Source organism: Pseudomonas sp. HMSC057H01 (genome assembly GCF_001836405.1).
Lineage (GTDB): Bacteria > Pseudomonadota > Gammaproteobacteria > Pseudomonadales > Pseudomonadaceae > Pseudomonas > Pseudomonas aeruginosa.
The window spans coordinates 1-19,025 of sequence record NZ_KV828400.1 but is presented as its reverse complement, the minus strand read 5'-3'; the positions used below and the strand labels follow the sequence as shown (position 1 = coordinate 19,025).

Sequence of the window (19,025 nt, the reverse complement as noted above, 5' to 3'; positions counted from 1 at the left end):
CCGCACCGGTCGGTACGCCGCTCGACTGCGAAACAGCGCCGAGAATACTGTCTCGCGAGTACAAAGCCCCAGTTGAACCCAGGGCAGGTCTAACTGCAGCACTCCCAAGCCCAAGAGACGTGCGCGCACCAGCGGCGGTTGCAGCTCCTGTTCCGCCAAGCGCAACCGGCACCGTGTCGCCGTCGGCGAACTCGCGAAGACTGCCGTAGCCGTTGCCGTCGTTCTGCAACTTCGTCGGTCGTACATCAGCCATTGAAAAGCACCTGCAGGTTGAGAGTTGCGCCGACGGCGGTGGACGCCGGCAGTTGGCCGTCAGGGTTCATCGTGAGCCTCAGCATGGAGCCGTCGGCGAGATAACCCGGCACAGCCGCGGGGATACGCACGTTCATCGGATAGGCAACCACCACGCCCGCGCCGTTGGTGACGAACTGGTCGTAGCCGGTGCTGCGCCGGACGAAGTAGATCGCGTTCGGCTCCAGCGACGCGGGGAGTTGCGCCACGACTTTATGGGTCTGGAGGACGGCCATTTACCAGGCCGTCCCATTCCACTCGGCCGGGATCGGCTGGCCGTTGTAGCGCAGCAAACCACCCTCCTCGCTGAACTTGTCGAGCGTCGACTTGTTCGCGTGCGTGTGCGCCAGAGAAACGGCGGTGTCGATCTGCGCTGGCGTCGACGTCGGGCGCCCGTTGATCGCGTCCCAGTTGAGCTCGACGTCCATCGACTCATACTCGGCCACCTTCAGCCAGGCGCTGGTCGCCGGGTTCCATGCGTACAGCGCAGCGCCGGATTCGACTGTCGGGTCCGCGCTCGCATCCTGAACCAGGACGAAAATGGCTCCCTCCGGCTCCAGGGCGTCGCGTGCAGCGATATCCGCAACGAACAGGATCGGCGCGCCGGTTCCTGGCAGGCTTGCCAGCGCCTCGTTGATCAGCGCGTTGATCATCACGCTGTTGCCGATCGAGCGTGCCACGCCGGCGCTGTTCGTCAGGTAGGACTCCGAGTAGCTGCCATTCTCGACGAAGTAGAACGAATCGGGTTCCAGCGTACCCGGCAGGGTCGCCACTTTGAAAAATCGAATCTGAGCCATGTCATCACCAATCAGTCGCGCCCCATTGGGCACCGTCTACGCCATCCCTCCCGGGAGGCCCTTGGTCACCCGCAACAACCACAAGCACATCGGCCGGCGGCGTCACGGTGACTGCGTATTCCTGCATTTCGCTGAGCACAAGCGGCTCGCAATCAACCTCGATCGCCAGCGCCCAGGGCTCCGCGGCGTCATCCATCGCACCCTCCCCCATGGCTCACAGTGATCGGCCCGCTGTAGTACCGATGTACAGTCCCATCCGGGTATGTCACGTCCACGTCATAGACCGCAGCCGACCATTCCAGCGCCGCGGTAGCCGATGCCGATATCTCGCGCGAGATCGTTCCGGCGCCGGCGAGATCCAGGCCAGAGCCGAGCGCCAGCGTCATCAGCACAGTCCCGCCTGGCGCATCGCGAATCTGCATCCGCACCTCGGCGCCAGCCAGGTCAACAGGTGGCTGGTAGATCAACTGTCCGCCAACAGGCGCCAGCCCAACGGCTGACAGCAGGTTGATCTCGATCGTGTCGTCGTCGATGGACGCGACCCGGTGAGGCAATTGCCGAAGTCGAGCGCGGTTCAGCTCGGGCATGCCCTGGACACCATCAGCCCAGGCCAGCCAAGTGCCAGGCAACCCGTGCCCAGGGATGGTCAGCCGGACAGGCGCGGTCGGTGCGATCTGCGTGATCGGTCTGTACACAAGGCTCGGCTGCATGATCCGCAGCGCGTCTCGGAACGTCGCCCCTTTCTCAATGCGCAGGGGCACACAGGCCGGCGTCATGCTGGCTCCTCCTTGGTTGTGAATTCGCATGTCAGACCCAGGCGAAGTAGCCGCTTGGGTCGTTTCGATGAACTTCGCCCGTTATCGGGTTGTATGCACCGCTCAGCCAGCGCTCGCGCTGCTGTTGGGTCAGCGCGCCGGCGTCGAAATCTAAAATTTCGGCGCCTTGCGATCCGTGCGGCGTTACTGCTGGGGCGAGGCTGATATAGCGCTGCTGAACACCGTTCTGCCGGTCATCCCTGAAGAAACGCAATGCAAGAATTTTGTTCGAGAAGGACTGTACGGCGATATTGGGCTGCCCGCTGAAAGAGCTGAGCGACGACTGGAACCACAGAATTTCGTTCGTCGAGTCGCTCACATCCTGAAAGGTCGCCCTATCTGGAAACGCGATTGCATGCTCGCCGCCAGGCTGGCCCGTAACGTTTCCGGAGGCAACGGCGGCACCACTGATAAAGTCTTGCCATGAAATGTCGGTGCCAGTGGAATCTGGCGACCCCATGTTCGAATGGGATGTAGACTGGTGCGCGACTTGAAGCGTAGTCCCAGCAGATCCAGCAGCGAGAGAAAGGTCGTACCGAACCGAATAGACCTCATCGACTTCGACATGATCCCCTCCAACAACTCCTCCGGTGCGCGACCAGTCCCAGGTCTGCAGGACGCTGTACGTTAATGGCTCCAGGGCTCCAGAGGTTCCGTACCACATCCACAAAATACGCTCCACAGCACATGTTAATTGCCAATTGCCAGAGCGCACCGAGTATTCGACAGTCTCACCTGGCGGCGCTTCCGGCCCCTGCTCGTAACCTCCGCTATCCGCCCGCCAGATTCTGGTATACACATCGAGATCAACATCCGGAAGGCTAATTGCCGTGATCTGGTAATTGACCTGAGGATATGTAGCGACAACCGATAGTGTCGCGAAGAACCCAGCGCTACCAGTCGGCTGCAGGTGCAGTTCAACGAAAGCGGCACGCGCCCCGGTGTCAGATGCGCTCTTGAAATAGTTCACAAGGTACAGTCTGCGCGTGCCGTCATGACCTCTATCGATTAACGACACGCTCAAACTGTGCGGGGAGGACTCAAGCCCTAGATCCTGCCATCCCAGAATGTTGGATGTCGCTTGCTGTTCGATCGGGACCGCTCCGCCATGATCAACGAAATACACATCAAACCAAAGCAGGCCGCCAGTTTGGCTGGTACTGACAGTCGCGCTGACCGTTCGGCCGCGAATAAAAGCAGCCGATCCGGCGTCCATGCCGCCATAGCACTGTCCAGATCCGCGCAAGATCGCTTTGCTCAGCCACTGCTCGTCTGGGTTGTCGGTCGTCACAGCCGGCTCCGGCATCCCAACATCCCATAGATAGCTATCCTGCATGAGCGCGATACTTGGCATATCCATGGTCGCGCCACTAGGCAGCGTAAGGACGGCCCCGCCAGCGCCAATCGCCTGCTTGATCAGCCCATGCCAGGGCCATCCCCACACATCGGGCGCGTCATCGAGAATGCTATTAGGAAAGGGCATTCTTGAACTCCATCACTACCTCAGCCCCGTTAGCATCCTGCATGACAATCCGTTTTACGCTCTTAAACCTGGCCCATGCCAGGCCATCGGTAGTCGGAATCAGAACACTATCGAAATACTCCCGAGCGCTAGCCGTCGGCTCGGTAAGAGGGCTGGCTATTCCTCCACCGCCGATTTGCTTCCCTTCTCCGTTGTAGTTGGCGGTCCCCCGACGCGCTGCTACTGCCCCGCGTGGATCTATCCTGCGGAGCGGACGGCTCTGTGTTTCCGGACGAATAATCCGGGTCAGTGCATCCGCAATCGAGTGGTCGGTACCGCGACGCTCAGCCTCTAAACGCGCGCCGATTGCTCGCCGCTCTTGTTCCGGGGTCATTGGAAATCACCAGATGCAAGCAAGTAGAGGTAGGTAGCACCAGTGTTGTACACAAGCGCCTTGAAGAAACAGGCCTTCTGCCCTGAGGTTGATACAAACTCGATGCGAGAGTTGTTCTCAGATACCGAGAGCCAAGACTCGGAACCAACGAGCCCCCACAACTGGACCCCGCCACTGGCAGCGCTACTCAGTACGACAACACCATCGGCGGCTGGCTGCACAACCACGTCCAGGTCAAAGACTGCAAAGAGAGAACGCCCCTCGGCTTCTTCAGGCAGAGGTATAACCAATTCGCGACCATTACCATCAAACGATGCGGATACGCGTACGATCGTTGTATCCGAAGCGAGGACTACCGGAGTCGAGTCGTTGATCTCCTGCGCCTTGAACGTGCCGCCACCAGGCCCGGGACCAGACTGCTCGAGGATGGTGATTCGTCTCTCGATGCTGGCGAGAGTTCCCGCCGTCGCCGCCGCGTACACCTTCGAGCCCGAAGGCCACTCAACGGCCACACCCTCAGAGGCTCTCGCAACAGTGACATTCCCGCCGCTCTTTGCCGTCGCCTTGACCACTTCGTGAACAGAGCCTGACTCATCGGCAAGAGTGAGCAGGACGAAATCAGAAGGACCCGAGATGGGCAGAAGATCAGCCGCGGGAGCGGGGATGGTGAGAGAGAGCCCACCCGCCGACAGCGGGCCTGAGAGTTCTGTCTGCCAGTTATTGATCCAGCGTTGGCCCATGGCTACATCTCCAGCAAATCATCAGGAACCGAGACGCGGAAGGACGCACCGATCTCCGGCGAATATTCATCGCGGAGCGAGGCGGGTATCTCGGGAGCAGTTATGCGTAGTTGCCTCGGATAACGAGGCTGTGGACTGTTGTAGTTGTCGTAGTTACCGGAAAACCCATCTTTCGATTCATCGAATGGTGGGTCATCCGGGTGACCAGCGATTTGCGACTCAAGGCGCCCATCGAAGGCTGGTAGTTCGGGGGCAGCCCCAGAGCCACTAGGAGGAGTGAGGACGTCGGAATCTCCTCCGCCACCGCGCATCACAGCAATACTCAGGGTGGTTATCGCGGAACCACTCTCAAGGTCAAAGCGATCAAGCACACGGCGACACTTACCTACAGCCTTGATTCGCTGATCATCGAATTTGAGGGTGTGCGTCAAATCGACCGCCATGACCATGGATGTAGGGCAGTCCCAGCTCACTGTCGTCCCCCTATGAGCACCGACGAGAGTAGCTCGAGCCTGCTCAAGCAGACATGTCAGCGCGCCAATCCTGCGCGTCTCGCTGGGCTGATCAATGTGTCCAGAACTCCCCCCGGTAATAGCAGCACTCTCCCAGGACTCGGCGAGATCGCTATCAATCTCAAACGATGCCCGGGAGCGACTGATGATTGGTCCGGTCGCCAGCACGCTAGGTTGCACCTCTACCGCTATTCGGTATGACTCCGTAACCGCTTGCACCCAGCGACGCCCTGCGGCCCAGTCGGCGCCTAGCAACAGCCCCGTGTATTTGTTGGCCCAACTTTGCGGAGGCGTGCAGTAGATGCCAGTGGGTGGCAGCGGATAGTATTCAGTCGACGATTGGATCAGCGTTTGCCCTGAGCTGCTGGTTGCCGACTCAACCATTTCCGTATCCGGGAGTTCGTGCGACTCCGGACGCCAATTGCAAAATCCTGGCTCACCATCCTGCCCGTCCGTACCTGGCGCCTTCCATCCATAGTTGATATTCCATTGCCACAGCCGACTGAATCGGTAGTCACATTCGATCTCGACCCTGTTCGTCTGAGAACTCAGGTCGGCAAGCTCGACCGCAAGGGATCCGTATACCGTTGATCCAGGTCCAAACTCGAAGGTGGGCGCCACAGAATGCCATGACGTGACGCGAAGAGCGCCGTAGGCTGAGCAATCCAAGCTGCCCACTACGCTAGTCAACCGCTCCTGGGCATAATCCCAACGCGAGCGACCTTCGACGGACTCGAACACATCGGCGGACCACTTACCACCCACCAGGGCATCGACATCCGCAATTGCCATGGCCTCCACACGCTGCTGCAACTGGTCCGTGCAACTGACGCCCAAGACTCGGCGGACAGGGTTCCAGGCTGGTTGCGTAACCCTACCCGTAAACCTTCGGCCCTGGCTCAGTTCCCCGGCGGTCTCCGTCGCATAGTCGATGGTTACGGTTCGACCGATCCAGTCCGCAGGAACAACAGGGTCGTCACCGAGATAGATCGAAAAGGACGCGACGCCAGCAGCGCCCTCTTCACGATCGACCTCAATCTCCCCTGTCAGGAGTGGCGTAACGTCAACATCGCCAACCCGCACGATAGCGCGCCATGTGAAAGCGAAGCCTGGGATGATCGGCTCAGGACCAGGCACACTGGAGTGACCGGCCGAGTTCAGCGCAGCGCTATTGAGCGGTCCACGGTTGAGCATCAGATTTCCTCAGCGACAATCTGCCAGGTCCGACTGTTGTTCGAAGAGTCAAGCGCCTCAGGAGGGATCGACGCGAAGACGTGGAATAGCGGCCACCACTCGACGCGGTAAAGTTGCGCGCCAGGAATCTCCGACACCGTTACCACCTGGCCGGCGGACGCCACGATCGTTCTGACCCACTCACGACCGACCAGCGCCAGCCCCCATGGCCCGGCGTCCGGCCGAACCTCGCCCGGGATGGTGAATACTCGGTCGGCGGCAGTACGACCCGAGATGCCGAGGGACGCATTGCATCGCAGCTCTAGCGGGTTGTCGAAGTCGAGTCCAAGCATCCCCGTCCCGATCCATCCTGAACCGCTGATGGTGATTGCCGTCTTGCGCCAGTGCGTCATCTGTACTGCCGCACCTCCGCTGAGTCTCAATCGCTCGACTCCGCCATCTACAGCCTGGTACTGACACTGCGGGGCGCCGCCGTGTATCACGATCGGTATCCCCCCAAGCATCACGTTCGGAATGATCATTCCCAACTCCATAAAAAAGCCCGCGCGAGGCGGGCTTGGTCATTTTGGGCGCGTCCGCCCGAACTTCGAGGCGGCCTTGCGTATATCTCGGAGCGTATCGTGTGCCCCAAAGACGGTGAAACCGGCATCGTCTCCACCCAGATTAATGGTCAGCGAGCCAAGGTTCTGCATGGCCGAAGATGGATTCGCCTGCTGAAGTGCCGCGGGCGGAATCTCTGGTATCTCGGGCAGGACTCGTTGATACCTCTGAGACATCTGCAGCGACTGCACCGCGTTGAAGATGCGCTCTCCTCCGCGCATCATCATCAGCTCTGGCCCACGTTCCCCAACCCACGCCATGCCAGGAGGAGCGCTCTGCGTACCAGTGGCAAACCCGGGTATCTTGGGGGTGATGCTGGGCACGCCAGGCAAACCCATCTCCGGAGGCGGAACCAGCGTGATAGGTATCACAAGCTGCTCAGCCAGTCCGGCGGCGATATCGGCAACCTGTTGCTTCAAGGTCTCCGCGCTTTCGAAGTCCATTCCGAACGACACCTCGACGTTTTGCACAGCCTTGATGCGCTCCTCGAGGTCGGCCAGGTTCAGGCGGTTGACGTCATCCGCAGCCTTGGCATTACCAGCCTCGACCTCTGCGGCCTTGTTGGCGATGCGCTCCACCTCCTTGGCCACGCCTTCGAAGCCGTAACTGTTCGCGCCAGCGTCCTTCAGTTGCTGAAGGATCTGCAGCGCGCGGCGCGCCTCCTCGATCGCCTTTTGGTTGTTGCCAGCGGTCAGGGCGTTGCGAGCCGAGGCCTGGGCCGCAGTGGCATCACCGAAGGTCTGCGTTCCGGAGGTGGGCGTCGCCTGGATACCCTTCACCAGATCGGCAAACTCCTTGCGGACATCTGCCTGGCGCGAAAGCGCGTCGTTGAGGTTCTTTGTGGACTGATCAAGCAGCGCCTTGGTACGAACAACCTCAGATTGGAGATCAGCGACGTTCTGATCCCGAGCCCGCTTCAGGGCATCGTTCTGGCGCTTCACGATCTGCTCTTGGCGTGCCTTCTCGGCGGCGAGGGTGGCTGTGAGGCTGCCCTCGCCCTTTTTCACCAGCGTATTCGCCGTGTTGATCCCCTTGGCAACATCGTTCAACTGGTTCGCAACCCAGTCGACGATGCCTGTTTCCTTCGCGCGACGCCCCCAGTATTTCTGGGTTTCGGAAAATATCCGGTTCAGCCCTGCACCAATCTCCGGGGCAAACGAAGCCATTTCCTCGCGGAGCTTCGGCAGTTCCTTCCGCAACGCGATAACGATCTGCTCCGAGGTCAGTTCGCCGGCGGCAGCCATCTCGCGAAGCCGGCCGACAGTCACCCCGAAGGAGTCCGCCAGGGCGCCAGCAATGCGATCCGAGGACTCCAGAACGGTATTGAACTCTTCGCCCCGCAGAACACCACTGGCGATGGCCTGGGAGAACTGGGTAATGACCGAGGCCGACTCCTCGGCAGATGCCCCACCGATTTTCAGGCCGAGCGACACCGCCTCTACAGTTTCAAGGGCGGCGCGCTGATCCATGCCCACATCCCGAAGCGGGCGCTGCAACCGCGAATAGAGGCCGATGAGGTCGCCGACGTCGCCCTGTACATCATCCGCGATACGGTCGAGTTCGATCTGCGCGGTGTTGAACTCTTCCTGCGAGCGGGTCGCCAGGCGAAGCCGGGAATCGAGCCGGCCAACAGTGTCGGCCCCGTTCGCTAACTTCGCCGTTGCAGCGCCTACTGCGGCGGAGAGCCCCGCAACCGCCAACGCTGGACCGCTCCCGCGGAGAGAGCCGATGCTCGACAGCCGCGAGCCGGCACCAAGCGAGTTGAGTTCGTTCTTGGTCTCCGCGATCTGCTTCTTGAGCGCCCGCTGCGCAACGGCAAGCTCCCTTGTGGATAGCGTTCCGCTGGACCGAAGCAAGCGATATTGCTGGTTCAACTGCCCGATAGCAGTCTGCAGTTCGCGCACCCTGGCGACTCCTAGGGTGCTACGCGCTTGCTCCATGTTGAAGCGGCGCTGCTCGATCGCGCTCTGCTTGATCGCTGCCGCCTGTCGCCGCAGGCTGGTGGTGGCAGCGTCATTCCGGCCCGCCTGAAGGTTTCGATCCAGTTCCCGCTGGAGCCGCTGACGTTCGGATGTCAGGCTCCTCGTATCCAGGCCTGCCTGCTTCAACTCCCGGCGCATCGCTCCGAGCTTGGCTATCTGGACGGTCTCTGCCCGCTCCAGGCTTCGCAAGTCAGAAATGGAGTCCCTGTAAGCCTGCTGCAATTCGCGGCTTGGCCTGATCGTCGATGCCATCTCGTTGCCGAGCGTGCGGATCTGCTCGCGCGCCGAGCGCGCCTGGCGCTGCGTGTCCTCAAGGGTGCTTTCGAGAGCAGTGAAATCGTTTAAACGCTTGAGAGGTTGCGCGACCTGCCTAACCAGTTCGGCGTATTCCTTGCGGAAACCTGACACCTCGCGCAGCGCATCATCGAGGTCAGCAGTCAGCCGGATCTTTACGTCAGCCATTTCATTCAGCCTTCAGCGCGGTCAAGAACAGCGACCAGGGATATTCAAGGACGTGGTGATGCCCAAGCCTCACCAGAACGCAAATGGCGCGCTCCAAACTCCTCAAGGCTTGTCGCGGAGTTTCGAGAGACGGCCCAGCATTCCGAAAAAATGCGGGTTCACCTCTTTACATGCATCCCGCAACTTGGCGAGCTGGCTAGGCCGGAGATCGTTAATTTGGCTCTCCGTAACCGACGTCATCAGGCACAGATCGGAAAGCCTGATATCTTCGAAGAGAGCATTACTGACGAGGTCTTGGTCACTGACCTCTTGCATTAGCTTTCGAACATCCGCAACGCTAAGTTCGCGAACAGTAATTTCAACCCCATCGATATCCACAACCCTGCTCGCAGTAAAGCTAGACATTTCAACCCTCCGGGAAACACAAGCCCCGCCATAGCGGGGCAATCATGAGCGAACCTGCTGACAGGACCAATATCACGCAGTAGCCAGTTCCTTCTTGATGTTGAAGTACTTCGACTTTCCGGCGCCGACCTTGGTCGGGTCCATCAGCACCTTGGCAGTGGCCTCGGCGGCCAGGAAGTCTTCGGTATTGAGCCAGTCCTGTTGGCTCGACGGGTTCAGACGGCACCGGAAATAGCGCGCCTGGATACGGCGCTGGGTACCGGCTGCGTTCTCACCCTCGAAAAGGCATTCGAACGTCTTGCCGCTGTTGGTCAGCGCCTCGATCACATCCACGGTGGCGGACTTGTAAGTCACCTTGATCGGCGTGGCCGCAGAGATCGCCCCCCCTTCAACGATTTCGATGCCGGCGCCGGTCATGTTCCAGTCGTCGAACTCTTCGTAGGTCGTGCTGCCGTCATCGCTCTTCACGCTGGTGATCTCCAGCGGCATGAAGTCGAGCGCGATCGTGCCTCCCGGAACGGCGGTGTGCGCTTCGTCGGTATGGGTGGCAGAAGGAACGTTGGTGGCGTCCCCCCACACCAAGGCAGCCAGGATGCTGGTCTTGAGTTCGCGGAAGTTGATCGACAACCCGACCGAAGTGATGCGCGAAACGGCATCGTACTCACCGCCCTGCGGGGTGGTGGTATCCGGCAAAGTGATCTCGTTGGTCTCGATGGTCTGCTGGATAGTGGACACCAGGCCAGCGAACTGGAAGGGGGTGGTAGCACCGGACTCGCGGATCTTGAAGGGTCCGCCGATCACGTACGTCTCTTTCTCGATAGCCATATCAGGCCTCCTTCTTGATCACGCCTTCGCGGCGCAGAAATTCAACCTGGTCAGGGCTGACGTTGATCTTTTCGCCGGCCGCCTTCTCCTTGCCCTGGTGCCAATGCACCTTGGCCAGGGTGACCTCGACGGCCTTATTCAGCGCAGCCGACGGCGCGGCGTCGACCGGAGCCGGCGCCTGGGTTTCGCTCTTCATGGGTTACCCCTCGATGATGGTTTTCAGATAGACAGGGATTCGAATCACGGCAGCGGCCACCGCATCACCCGGCGGGTAGGGTTCGGGCGCGCCCAGTGTCAGCCCGGTAATGCCGCGGTCTCGGGGCAGCCAGCGCAGGAACTGCCCCTTGGGGGCAGGCATCAGGCACGCCAGCAGGTCGAGCTGCAGGTCCTCCAGGGCTTCTTCATAGTGGTCATACCCGCCTTGCACCGCGCCTACCACGTCGAAGCCGCGATGGAAGCGAACGCCGGCGTCGAGATGCTCAGGCGGCTGCTCCTTGGCCGGCTGAACGACGATCAGCGGGAAGCCTTGCCTGCACTCCTTGATCAGTTCGTTGAGCCAGCCGGAGAGCACACGGGTACCTGCATCCGTGCGGTAGCCGTTGGCCGGCGTGATCGTTTGCAGGCGCGCCAGCAACGCTCGTCGCCCCACGGTCAAGACGTTGGGTTTCAGCATAGGTCCTTCCTGCAGGCGGCGGTCAGGATGTGCCCATCGTCCGCAACCATCTCTTCAACCATGAAGCGCTGACCACCCACGATGAACACGTCACCCCGACTCGCGCCGGGCAGATCGATCTTGCGCCAACTGATCCCGATCTTGTCTGTCTGAAACATGCCCTCCGGACCCGTCATCATCAGGTTGTGATCAATGATGACCTCGAAGCCGCAGGACGGTGGCGCGCCCGAGGCGCTCTGGTGAGTCGCCCGCCCATCGGCGAAAGTCTTCATTACCGTCTGATGTAGGCGATCCCGCCAGTTCGCCCAACCCATGGGACTAGCCTCCTGCACCTTCAGCCGCTGGAGCCGAAACGCCATTGAGCCGGCAGCGGCCAACCGCGGAGGGATTTGCTGCCGCCTCGGTAGCCAGCCCCACCAGGACCAGGCCCGCGCTAGGCGCATTGGTCAGATCGCCACTGGCTGCATCCAGGTAGAGTGGATCACCCACGACCCACGCTTGGGCGGCCACCTTCTGCAGCTCGAACACGCCAGTCGTTTTCAACTCGACGGGCTGCCCATCGGTGACGGTGGTTGCGGCGACGCCGAGGATGGCGCCGACCTTGTACAGCTTGCCCGATACTGCTCCACCAGCGGGGGCGGGGACGGTGAGCATGTCGCCATGTTGGATGAAGGTCTTCATGATTAACCTCGCAAGGAGTTCGTAGAAACACAAAGGGCGCCCCGTGGCGCCCTTCAGCTTGACTCTGCCGATCAGTTACCGGCGTTCTTGTAGGCCCCGCGGTAGTCGATCCAGGCCGCGCCGAAGACCAGCCGCGCCTTGATCTCCATGCCGTCCACCTCGAACCCCTCGCGGGTCTCGGTGAAGACGCCCTGCTCGCCTTCCAGGTAGGCATACTCAAAGGTGTCAACGACGCCCGGCGCGGCGTACAGGTACCACTGGTTGCCCGTAATGCGCGCATCGACGATCACCGTCAGCGAGGCGTTGCGGCTGTCGTTGATGTCGGCGTTCTTCGCCGGCACGTAGTTGGAACTGGTGAACTGGAAGGCCTCCAGCTCCTTGTCCGGCCCCACCACCAGGAACTCCGGCGCCAGGTTGAGGAAATGCCCGGCCTTGGACTTCTGCTTGCGCATCGCGGCACGAGCGGCCGCCAGTGTGGCGGTATTGATCGGGCCGCCGCTGGCGGCGACGTTGCCGTGCGCATCCGAGAACAGGTCCTCTCCATCGACGAACTCCGGATTACCCAGCAGCAGATCCCACACTAGGTTCGATTCGGTCTGTCCCGCCGCCGCACCCAGCGCTTGCGGAATACGTGTCAGCGCCGAGAGATCATCATTGACGATCGCCTCCCAGGTGATCGCGATGATCTTGCCGAACTTGGCCACCTTGATCGGCGCGCCTTCTTCGCCCAGGGAGCCGTACTTGTACTCCCCGTGCTCGTTGACCTTCTCCAGCGCGGCGATATCGCCCAGCGCCACGCGGGTTACCTCGCGGAAGTCCGGGACGGTGGTCTGGCGGCCGAGCGGGCGCCAGGTCTGCGGCGCCAGCTCGTAGGCATCGCGCAGCGTTCGGTTCACGGTGCTGCCCAGAAGCAGCGGGAAATCGCTGGTGGTGTGCATGCCCGCTGCCCGGAACGCCTGGCGGTCACAGCCCAGGGCAGCGCGCGCCACTTCCTGCGGGGTCAGTCCGCGGACCTTCCCCCCAACCAGTTCCACGGACTCGCGGGCCATGTCGATCAAGCGCATGCCGCGAAACTCGCGGGCGGCCTCCTCCAGCTTCACCTTGGGGTTGCAGCGATGCAGCAGGGCGTTTTGCATCGCCTCGCGCTTGGCGGCAACGACCGACAGGTCGATATCGCTGGTCACGCCGGCGTGCGCGCTACGACTTTCCGGCTGCTCGGACTGCTGCCGCTCGGCCAGCTTGTCGATCAGCTCGGCGCTGGCCTGCTCGAGGGCCACGCCGCGCGAGATCAAGTCCTCCGCCACGTCCTCGTCCAGCCCCACCTTGCGCGCCATCTGGCGGATGCTCAGGCAGCGCTTGCGCTCAGCCTCGGCGGCTTCACGGCGAATCGACTCCTCGGCCGCGCGTTTCTCTTCTTCGGTCATTGCATTTTCCTCTCTTGGGTTGGCCACGGCGGCCGGTTGTTCGGTCGGCGTCTCGGCCTCCCGGGTCTCGAAAAGGGTGGTGAAACGTTGGCCCTGGTAGTCGGCAGGAGTCTTGGCGTTTCGCACCTTCGCCCCATCGTCGAATCCAATCGGCACAAGGGAGAGCTCCATTGGCTCCCAGTCCACTGCCCTGTAGGTCGGAAGCTTATCGTCAGGGGCCTCGATCAACTCGTAGCGATGGACGGAATAGCCCACGCTGATATTGCGCAGGATCCCGTCGCGCACGTCCTGGAAGATCGACTCGACATCCTCGCGCTTGCTGAAGCGGACCAGTGCGTGCCCCGCTCCCCCTTCCAGCCAGGCGCGTTCGACGACGCCAACCACGTCACCCAACTCCCAGGCGCTGTGGGTGTTCAGGAACGGCGCGCCGTTGTTCAGCCGGTCCAGTCGGACCGCCTCGGGCGTCACCTCCAGTTCTTCCATATACGCGCCGATATCCCAGGACCAGCGCCGCCCCTTCGCCCCGGTAGTCCAGGTCAGTTCAGCGGTTCGGTTCTCGATATCGACGGAGCCCGGCCGCACCGCGGCGCGCAGGCTCAGCATCGGCGTCTCATGCGTCTGGGTCATTGCCGTCATCTTTTGAAGTCTCTTCAGGTGCTTGCTGGGAATTGCTCCCCTGCGGTTTGGCTTGCGCCTGGCCCCCGTTGGAGACCTTGCGCGCGTCGTAGTCGAAGACCAGCCCGAGCTCATCCACCTTCGACAGGTGGGCGGCATAACGGGTCAGCACATCGTCCGGGTCGGTGTAGCCCATCTCGCGCAGCGCATCGTCTGGTGTGATCAGGCCAAGGCGCAGGCGATCCTTGATCACGCTGACCTCGGCACTCGGATCCACCATGTCCCGCCGCGGCGGTACCCATTCAGACAAGGCGTCTTCTAGGACGCCGCCAGGCAGCAACGCTTGCGCCTCCATGAACCACTTCCAGACCGGCTCGCAGAGTTGCGGAATCAGCATCCGCCACTGCCATACATCCACCCGCCTGGCGAAATGCAGCCAGCCCATCCGGCCACTGGAGAAGTTGACGCCCTTCAGGTCGCCGGCCAGCAGTTCGTACGGCACTCCAAGCCCCACGGAAATCGCATGCAGGGCCTGCCACGAATAGGCGGAGTAGCCGTTGAAAACTGGCGGTGCCGCGAAGCTCACGCTCTCGCCAGTCCCCAACTCCTGGATCAGCCCTGGCTCCATCCGCTCGATCAGCGGCGGCCTCTTTCGTTCGAGCCCCGCGATCGACTCATCCTTGGTGACGAAGGCCGCGAAGCACGCCGCGATCTTCGCCTGCTCCATGATCGCGTCCTCCATCTCGTCGAAGCTGCGCATGCGCTGCATCACCGGCGCCAGCCAGCTGTAGCCGCGCGCCTGCCCCGGGCGCTTGGACAGAAAAACGTGAATCACGTCCTCGGCGGGAATGCGCCTCGACTCCAACGAGCGCATTGCCAGCGCACTCCCGGGGTGCTCGTCGAAAAGCCAATAGGCGACACGCCGCCCCACCGGATCGAACTCCACCCCCTGGATGATTTCGTTCTTGCCATTCTTGCCACTGCGCGCTTCATCGAGAAAATCCGCCTCCAGCACTTGCAGTTGCATCGGTACGGGTAACCCATCGCTACTGAAGCGCTTCCGCCGTCGGACCAGGCATTCGCCCGCCTCGACAATGGCCTCCATGACCTTGTGCTGCAGGCCATAAAAGTTCTCCAACCCGTCGGCGTCGCAGGCCAACGTCTCGGCCCAGGCCCGCCAGAGCGCGCCCAGCTTGTTGTTGGCTCGATCACTGCGCGCCATGGGCCGGGGTACCACCCCCGCACCCACCACGTTGTCGGCAATCCCCGTCACCGCCCGCTCGGCATAAGGGTTGTTTCGGCGCAGATCCCGTGCACGGTTGCGCAGTCTCCCAAGCGCCGGGGCGTTCTCGGCATTGGCATCGGTCCCCGCCGAGCGCCAACCTTCATTGCGCCGACCGCCCGCGGCTCCCTCGAAGCGTCGAGCCAACAGACCCGCCGAAAGCTCCGCGCGAATTTTCTTCAGGCGCAGTTCGGCGCGTCTCGCGGCCAGGCCGGGAAACCAAGTCTCGAACACGCTCATGTCAGTAGCCTTTGGAAAAAGAGGTGTAGCGGCGTCCGCCGTCGTTGTTCGCAGAAAGCCCCAGTTCATCCTCCATCAACCGGAGGATACGCAGCATCTCTTCAACCGACCGGTAGGTGACGCTGCGATCCGCATAGCGAACCGAAAGCGCCCCCTCCGCCACAGCCCCTTTCAGGGCTCGGTATTGTTCCAGGGTGTAGGTCATCACGCTTTCTTCCAGTAAGAGGACTGCACCCGCGGGCGCTCATCCGTAGTTGGCGATAGCGCCTCAACTCCCGCAGCGGCCAACCTCTCCAAGTCCAGGCCGAAACGTTGCTGGCTGATTCGCAACGCGGCCAGGGCGTACACGAAACAGTCCAGCGCTTCGTTGCGGCGCCCTTGATTGTCCCAGCGATACTGCTGTACACCCTTGACGACCTTGAGCACCTTGCTTTCGGAGGTCAGTTGCCTGACCTCCATCTCGTCGCAAATAAGGTCGTTTGCCGGCAAATGGATTACCTGGGGCTGGGTAATGCCTGCCTGGGACTTCGACACATCCAATGGCAGTCGTAGGCGGCTGTAGAACAGCTCTTTGGCGTTATCCGTACCGACGGTTGTCAGGTACACGCCTCGCTTGTTGCGTTTCGTGGGGAAGCTGGCGATCGGCTTGCCGTAAACCGGTGCGCCGATGATTGGGATCATCCAAAGCAAGCCGTTCTTCTTGCTGTCGTCGCAGACTTGATCGATGTAGTGGCCGCCAGCATCCCAACACCAGCGCTCTACTTTCATCACGAGGCCATCGCTCCGAGTGAATTGGCGGTGCAGTTCCAAATCGCGCTTGCGGCGCAGCTCTTCACCACCTGGATCACCCATCAGCACGAAGCGATAAACCAGCCAGCACTCTTCGTTAGGCCCCCATGCCCAGACTCTCCCCTCATAGCGATCATCCTGCGTATCGCCGCCGCCAGTGAGGATCACCGCCTGGGCCGGGATCTCGCCTTGCCAGACCTCGCGACGCCCAAGCAGCACGTCCCACTCGACGCGCTCGCCCTGGTCTTCCTCCCATGTCTCGCCAAGGGTTGTGTTGACGAAGGTCTTCAGGTCGCTGCGACTACCCTTCGCCTGAAGGAAGTCCTGTGCAATCCGACCCCAGGTCACAAAGAAGCTATAGGCTGTCCAGATGTGAAAGCTGATGGACTCTGGGGTAGGAATCGGCGCCCCCTCCACATCGAAAAAGTCGAAACCATCCCGGGTCCAGATTCCAGTCTTTTCGCAAATCCAGCGCGCCTTGTACTGCGCCTCAAGCGCCTCTGAGTAACGGATCAGGCAGCCGGTAGCCTCACACACATACCAGGCATCTTCCGGCTGTTCAGGGTCCCACTTGATGCCATAGACGCAATCCTTGCCGCCCCACTTCAAATACTGCTCAGCGCCACAGTGAGGGCAAGGAATGTGATAGCGCAGCAAGTGTGGCGATTTCTGGACAGCACCCTCAATCTGGCAACCGCCTCGATCGATTGGACCTCGCAGCTTAGGCGTGCTGCCCCTGATCGACTTCGGAAAAGTCGAGCCTTCAATCCGCTTGTCACCCAGGACGAGCGGAGACCCCTCCTTATCGATGTCGTGATCGAAGGCTGCCAATTCGTCATAGATGACAGTGTCAGCAGAAATAGCTCGATAGTTCTTCGCTGCCTTACCGCCGCGGCACCACAACTGCTTGCCATGGCTGAACTTCTTGATGTCGAGCGTGTTGTCCCGGCTCTTCTTGCCGCACCAAGGCGCCAGCGCGCGGACGGCTCCAACGTCCCGGATCATGGTTTCGATCTCGGACTTCATGAACAGGTCGGCGCTACCATCATCTGGCACAAAGAACGCGATATGCCGACGCTTGTGCTCAATCTGGTAAGCCGAGGCCGCCAGCAGCATCTTGGAGTAGCCGACGCGGGCGGACTTGATCACGTTGACGATTCGAATCTCGTCGTTGCCCATGGCGTTGAGCATCGCAACCTGGTAGGGAAGCGTCTCCCAGCGACCTTCTTGGTAGGAAGATTCGCTGGACAGGTAAAAATTATCGTCAGCCCATGCCACAGGAGTCTGAGGCGCGTCTCGGCGCAGAGACAGTAAGCCGGCTGACATAGCAGCCTGGCAGGCCTCAATCTGCACTGTCGATAAACTCGTCATGCCACTCCGGTAGGCGATCTGCCGCCTGGGCGATAGTGTTGCGCGCCTTTGTCAGCTCTCGGCTAATCGAGTCGAGTTGCCCAGGAGTGAGATCGGGGTGACGGCGACGCAGTGTCATGACCACCGTATCGAATATCGAACCGGCGGCCGGAATGAATTTTGCGAAAGCGAAGGTGATGAACTCAGCGGGTATCAGCCGCTTCTTGGTTACTTCGTTCTTTAGCTCCTGAGCCTCGGACTGAGCCGCAGTAAGCCGCAGGCGCTCCTGAGTAAGTCGGTATTCGATCAGCGGATCAATATCGCCGGAGTCAGGGGCCGTTTCCGGTTTGACCTGAGCGCTTCCAAGTCCTCGTAGATAGCGGATATAGGCCAGCCGGCATGCATCCACGTCGAACCCGCCCCTGCCCTTGGAGCCAGGCAGCACACCGTCTGCGATGAGATTGCGCACCTGGCGATCACTCAGATCGAGGTGCTTCGCCACTTCGATCTGAGTTGCCATGCGATACCCAACCGGAACCGGAAACGGAAGTCGTGAAAAATGCCCGTATATAGAGCGAGAACGAGGCTCGAATTACCCTCTGACGGGGGCACCCCGGGGAGGACCCGCGACGCACCACTTTGGTGCGCCAATCAGCGCCTCGCGGCGAACCGAGCAGCCACGCCGCGCATCGCCACCTCGAACTCACGCGGCAGGTTCTCGTCGGCATACTGCTGCGCGATCTCGAAGAAGCTCAGCCGGCGGCGATACGAAGGGCGAGACACGAAGGCCATGATGATCGAGACGGCATCCCGGCCTCGGCCTGTGCGCTCAGCAATGCCTATAGGCTTGCCCTTGCGTGTCATGACGAAGTAGCGGCGAGCATTACCCTTCGCTCTGCTCCGTCTGCTATCAGTGGCGTTCGCGTTGTACCCGGCTTGGCTGAAGCCGCGAATGCCGCTCAACGCCCTGGTGACCTGTCCGCGCTTGATGTTCCCGTAGCGATCGAGGTCCGCACCGGCGCCGGGTACCACGTACTTACCTTCGGGCAAGATCCCCTTGGCCCTGAGCTGAAGCTCGGCCGGCTTGTTCCGACGCGGCCCACCGTGGACCTCGGGGGCAATCCACACCGATGCAGGCTGCGCACCGTCCGCTTCGTCCTTGAACCAAACCCGCGCTTCGAGCCGGTCTTTCCTGGCTGGCACCATGCGCAGGCTGTTCAGGGTGTACGGGGTCGGGCGGTCGAACACGACACGCATCTCATCGCGCAATCGATCCATCAGGCCTTGAGCGGTCCGCGTAAGCGCAGTGGCTGTCGCGTAAGGAATCTGCCGCTGCTCAAGCTCAGTCAGGTCGGCGAGCTGCTGCTGGAACCCTTCTGGCTTGATACTGATCATCTTCTGCAATACCTCGGCAGGGCGGCGATGTGCTTACGCAGCGCCTCAATCATCAATTCGCGTCGCTCGACTCCGGCTCGGAGATCAGAAACAACCT

The 19,025-nt window shown here is 61.2% G+C and carries 20 protein-coding genes and 1 pseudogene; all 21 read right to left on the bottom strand.

The window, feature by feature from the left end:
* Window positions 1-253 (bottom strand): annotated as a pseudogene (locus HMPREF2581_RS33410) (hypothetical protein); the annotation flags it as partial.
* Complete coding sequence (locus HMPREF2581_RS05000; protein WP_023099041.1) at window positions 246-527, bottom strand: hypothetical protein; 282 nt, start codon at window positions 525-527, stop codon at window positions 246-248. The pseudogene HMPREF2581_RS33410 and the gene HMPREF2581_RS05000, both read right to left, overlap by 8 nt.
* Entirely contained in the window at window positions 528-1,088 is a 561-nt protein-coding gene (locus tag HMPREF2581_RS04995; protein ID WP_023099042.1) for a hypothetical protein, read from the bottom strand.
* A 188-nt stretch (window positions 1,089-1,276) separates the two neighbouring features.
* Entirely contained in the window at window positions 1,277-1,864 is a 588-nt protein-coding gene (locus HMPREF2581_RS04985) for a hypothetical protein (protein ID WP_023099043.1), read from the bottom strand.
* 31 nt (window positions 1,865-1,895) lie between these two features.
* Window positions 1,896-3,386: a hypothetical protein gene (locus HMPREF2581_RS04980; RefSeq protein ID WP_023099044.1), complete on the bottom strand. Its 1,491-nt coding sequence runs from the start codon at window positions 3,384-3,386 to the stop codon at window positions 1,896-1,898.
* Window positions 3,387-3,755: 369 nt separating this feature from the next.
* On the bottom strand, window positions 3,756-4,499 hold the full coding sequence (locus HMPREF2581_RS04975) for a hypothetical protein (protein ID WP_023099045.1): 744 nt from the start codon (window positions 4,497-4,499) through the stop codon (window positions 3,756-3,758).
* Between the two features lie 2 nt (window positions 4,500-4,501).
* Window positions 4,502-6,205 carry a hypothetical protein gene (locus HMPREF2581_RS04970; RefSeq protein WP_023099046.1) on the bottom strand — a complete coding sequence of 568 codons (1,704 nt, stop codon included), beginning with the start codon at window positions 6,203-6,205 and terminating at the stop codon, window positions 4,502-4,504.
* Complete coding sequence (locus HMPREF2581_RS04965) at window positions 6,205-6,726, bottom strand: hypothetical protein (protein ID WP_023099047.1); 522 nt, start codon at window positions 6,724-6,726, stop codon at window positions 6,205-6,207. Before HMPREF2581_RS04965 ends, HMPREF2581_RS04970 begins: the two co-directional genes overlap by 1 nt.
* Before the next feature lie 39 nt (window positions 6,727-6,765).
* A complete protein-coding gene (locus tag HMPREF2581_RS04960) occupies window positions 6,766-9,249 on the bottom strand; it encodes a tape measure protein (protein WP_023099048.1) in 2,484 nt (827 codons plus the stop codon).
* 102 nt (window positions 9,250-9,351) lie between these two features.
* Window positions 9,352-9,654, bottom strand: a complete 303-nt coding sequence (locus HMPREF2581_RS04955) for a phage tail assembly protein (RefSeq protein ID WP_023099049.1) — start codon at window positions 9,652-9,654, stop codon at window positions 9,352-9,354.
* Window positions 9,655-9,726: 72 nt separating this feature from the next.
* Window positions 9,727-10,479, bottom strand: a complete 753-nt coding sequence (locus HMPREF2581_RS04950; protein WP_023099050.1) for a phage tail tube protein — start codon at window positions 10,477-10,479, stop codon at window positions 9,727-9,729.
* A 1-nt stretch (window position 10,480) separates the two neighbouring features.
* Window positions 10,481-10,675 carry a DUF7210 family protein gene (locus tag HMPREF2581_RS04945; protein WP_023099051.1) on the bottom strand — a complete coding sequence of 65 codons (195 nt, stop codon included), beginning with the start codon at window positions 10,673-10,675 and terminating at the stop codon, window positions 10,481-10,483.
* Between the two features lie 3 nt (window positions 10,676-10,678).
* The gene (locus HMPREF2581_RS04940) at window positions 10,679-11,152 is read right to left on the bottom strand and encodes a hypothetical protein (RefSeq protein WP_023099052.1); all 474 of its coding nucleotides are present in this window, start codon (window positions 11,150-11,152) and stop codon (window positions 10,679-10,681) included.
* Entirely contained in the window at window positions 11,146-11,466 is a 321-nt protein-coding gene (locus HMPREF2581_RS04935) for a head-tail joining protein (protein WP_023099053.1), read from the bottom strand. The genes HMPREF2581_RS04940 and HMPREF2581_RS04935 overlap by 7 nt, the downstream gene beginning before the upstream one ends.
* 4 nt (window positions 11,467-11,470) lie before the next feature.
* Window positions 11,471-11,833 carry a DUF2190 family protein gene (locus tag HMPREF2581_RS04930; RefSeq protein WP_023099054.1) on the bottom strand — a complete coding sequence of 121 codons (363 nt, stop codon included), beginning with the start codon at window positions 11,831-11,833 and terminating at the stop codon, window positions 11,471-11,473.
* 71 nt (window positions 11,834-11,904) lie between these two features.
* Window positions 11,905-13,884 carry a prohead protease/major capsid protein fusion protein gene (locus tag HMPREF2581_RS04925; protein ID WP_223677441.1) on the bottom strand — a complete coding sequence of 660 codons (1,980 nt, stop codon included), beginning with the start codon at window positions 13,882-13,884 and terminating at the stop codon, window positions 11,905-11,907.
* The gene (locus HMPREF2581_RS04920; protein WP_023099056.1) at window positions 13,868-15,394 is read right to left on the bottom strand and encodes a phage portal protein; all 1,527 of its coding nucleotides are present in this window, start codon (window positions 15,392-15,394) and stop codon (window positions 13,868-13,870) included. Before HMPREF2581_RS04920 ends, HMPREF2581_RS04925 begins: the two co-directional genes overlap by 17 nt.
* A gap of 1 nt (window position 15,395) precedes the next feature.
* On the bottom strand, window positions 15,396-15,599 hold the full coding sequence (locus HMPREF2581_RS04915; protein ID WP_023099057.1) for a phage head-tail joining protein: 204 nt from the start codon (window positions 15,597-15,599) through the stop codon (window positions 15,396-15,398).
* The gene (locus tag HMPREF2581_RS04910) at window positions 15,599-17,536 is read right to left on the bottom strand and encodes a phage terminase large subunit family protein (RefSeq protein WP_237751801.1); all 1,938 of its coding nucleotides are present in this window, start codon (window positions 17,534-17,536) and stop codon (window positions 15,599-15,601) included. The genes HMPREF2581_RS04915 and HMPREF2581_RS04910 overlap by 1 nt, the downstream gene beginning before the upstream one ends.
* Entirely contained in the window at window positions 17,526-18,053 is a 528-nt protein-coding gene (locus HMPREF2581_RS04905) for a terminase small subunit (RefSeq protein ID WP_003128031.1), read from the bottom strand. Before HMPREF2581_RS04905 ends, HMPREF2581_RS04910 begins: the two co-directional genes overlap by 11 nt.
* Before the next feature lie 131 nt (window positions 18,054-18,184).
* Complete coding sequence (locus tag HMPREF2581_RS04900; protein ID WP_023099059.1) at window positions 18,185-18,928, bottom strand: hypothetical protein; 744 nt, start codon at window positions 18,926-18,928, stop codon at window positions 18,185-18,187.
* Window positions 18,929-19,025 lie beyond the last annotated feature (97 nt).

Excerpts from the sequence above, each read along its gene's own strand:
- HMPREF2581_RS05000 (WP_023099041.1), bottom strand. The coding sequence starts at position 527 with ATGGCCGTCCTCCAGACCCATAAAGTCGTGGCGCAACTCCCCGCGTCG.
- HMPREF2581_RS04995 (WP_023099042.1), bottom strand. The coding sequence starts at position 1,088 with ATGGCTCAGATTCGATTTTTCAAAGTGGCGACCCTGCCGGGTACGCTG.
- HMPREF2581_RS04985 (WP_023099043.1), bottom strand. The coding sequence starts at position 1,864 with ATGACGCCGGCCTGTGTGCCCCTGCGCATTGAGAAAGGGGCGACGTTC.
- HMPREF2581_RS04980 (WP_023099044.1), bottom strand. The coding sequence starts at position 3,386 with ATGCCCTTTCCTAATAGCATTCTCGATGACGCGCCCGATGTGTGGGGA.
- HMPREF2581_RS04975 (WP_023099045.1), bottom strand. The coding sequence starts at position 4,499 with ATGGGCCAACGCTGGATCAATAACTGGCAGACAGAACTCTCAGGCCCG.
- HMPREF2581_RS04970 (WP_023099046.1), bottom strand. The coding sequence starts at position 6,205 with ATGCTCAACCGTGGACCGCTCAATAGCGCTGCGCTGAACTCGGCCGGT.
- HMPREF2581_RS04965 (WP_023099047.1), bottom strand. The coding sequence starts at position 6,726 with ATGATCATTCCGAACGTGATGCTTGGGGGGATACCGATCGTGATACAC.
- HMPREF2581_RS04960 (WP_023099048.1), bottom strand. The coding sequence starts at position 9,249 with ATGGCTGACGTAAAGATCCGGCTGACTGCTGACCTCGATGATGCGCTG.
- HMPREF2581_RS04955 (WP_023099049.1), bottom strand. The coding sequence starts at position 9,654 with ATGTCTAGCTTTACTGCGAGCAGGGTTGTGGATATCGATGGGGTTGAA.
- HMPREF2581_RS04950 (WP_023099050.1), bottom strand. The coding sequence starts at position 10,479 with ATGGCTATCGAGAAAGAGACGTACGTGATCGGCGGACCCTTCAAGATC.
- HMPREF2581_RS04945 (WP_023099051.1), bottom strand. The coding sequence starts at position 10,675 with ATGAAGAGCGAAACCCAGGCGCCGGCTCCGGTCGACGCCGCGCCGTCG.
- HMPREF2581_RS04940 (WP_023099052.1), bottom strand. The coding sequence starts at position 11,152 with ATGCTGAAACCCAACGTCTTGACCGTGGGGCGACGAGCGTTGCTGGCG.
- HMPREF2581_RS04935 (WP_023099053.1), bottom strand. The coding sequence starts at position 11,466 with ATGGGTTGGGCGAACTGGCGGGATCGCCTACATCAGACGGTAATGAAG.
- HMPREF2581_RS04930 (WP_023099054.1), bottom strand. The coding sequence starts at position 11,833 with ATGAAGACCTTCATCCAACATGGCGACATGCTCACCGTCCCCGCCCCC.
- HMPREF2581_RS04925 (WP_223677441.1), bottom strand. The coding sequence starts at position 13,884 with ATGACCCAGACGCATGAGACGCCGATGCTGAGCCTGCGCGCCGCGGTG.
- HMPREF2581_RS04920 (WP_023099056.1), bottom strand. The coding sequence starts at position 15,394 with ATGAGCGTGTTCGAGACTTGGTTTCCCGGCCTGGCCGCGAGACGCGCC.
- HMPREF2581_RS04915 (WP_023099057.1), bottom strand. The coding sequence starts at position 15,599 with ATGACCTACACCCTGGAACAATACCGAGCCCTGAAAGGGGCTGTGGCG.
- HMPREF2581_RS04905 (WP_003128031.1), bottom strand. The coding sequence starts at position 18,053 with ATGGCAACTCAGATCGAAGTGGCGAAGCACCTCGATCTGAGTGATCGC.
- HMPREF2581_RS04900 (WP_023099059.1), bottom strand. The coding sequence starts at position 18,928 with ATGATCAGTATCAAGCCAGAAGGGTTCCAGCAGCAGCTCGCCGACCTG.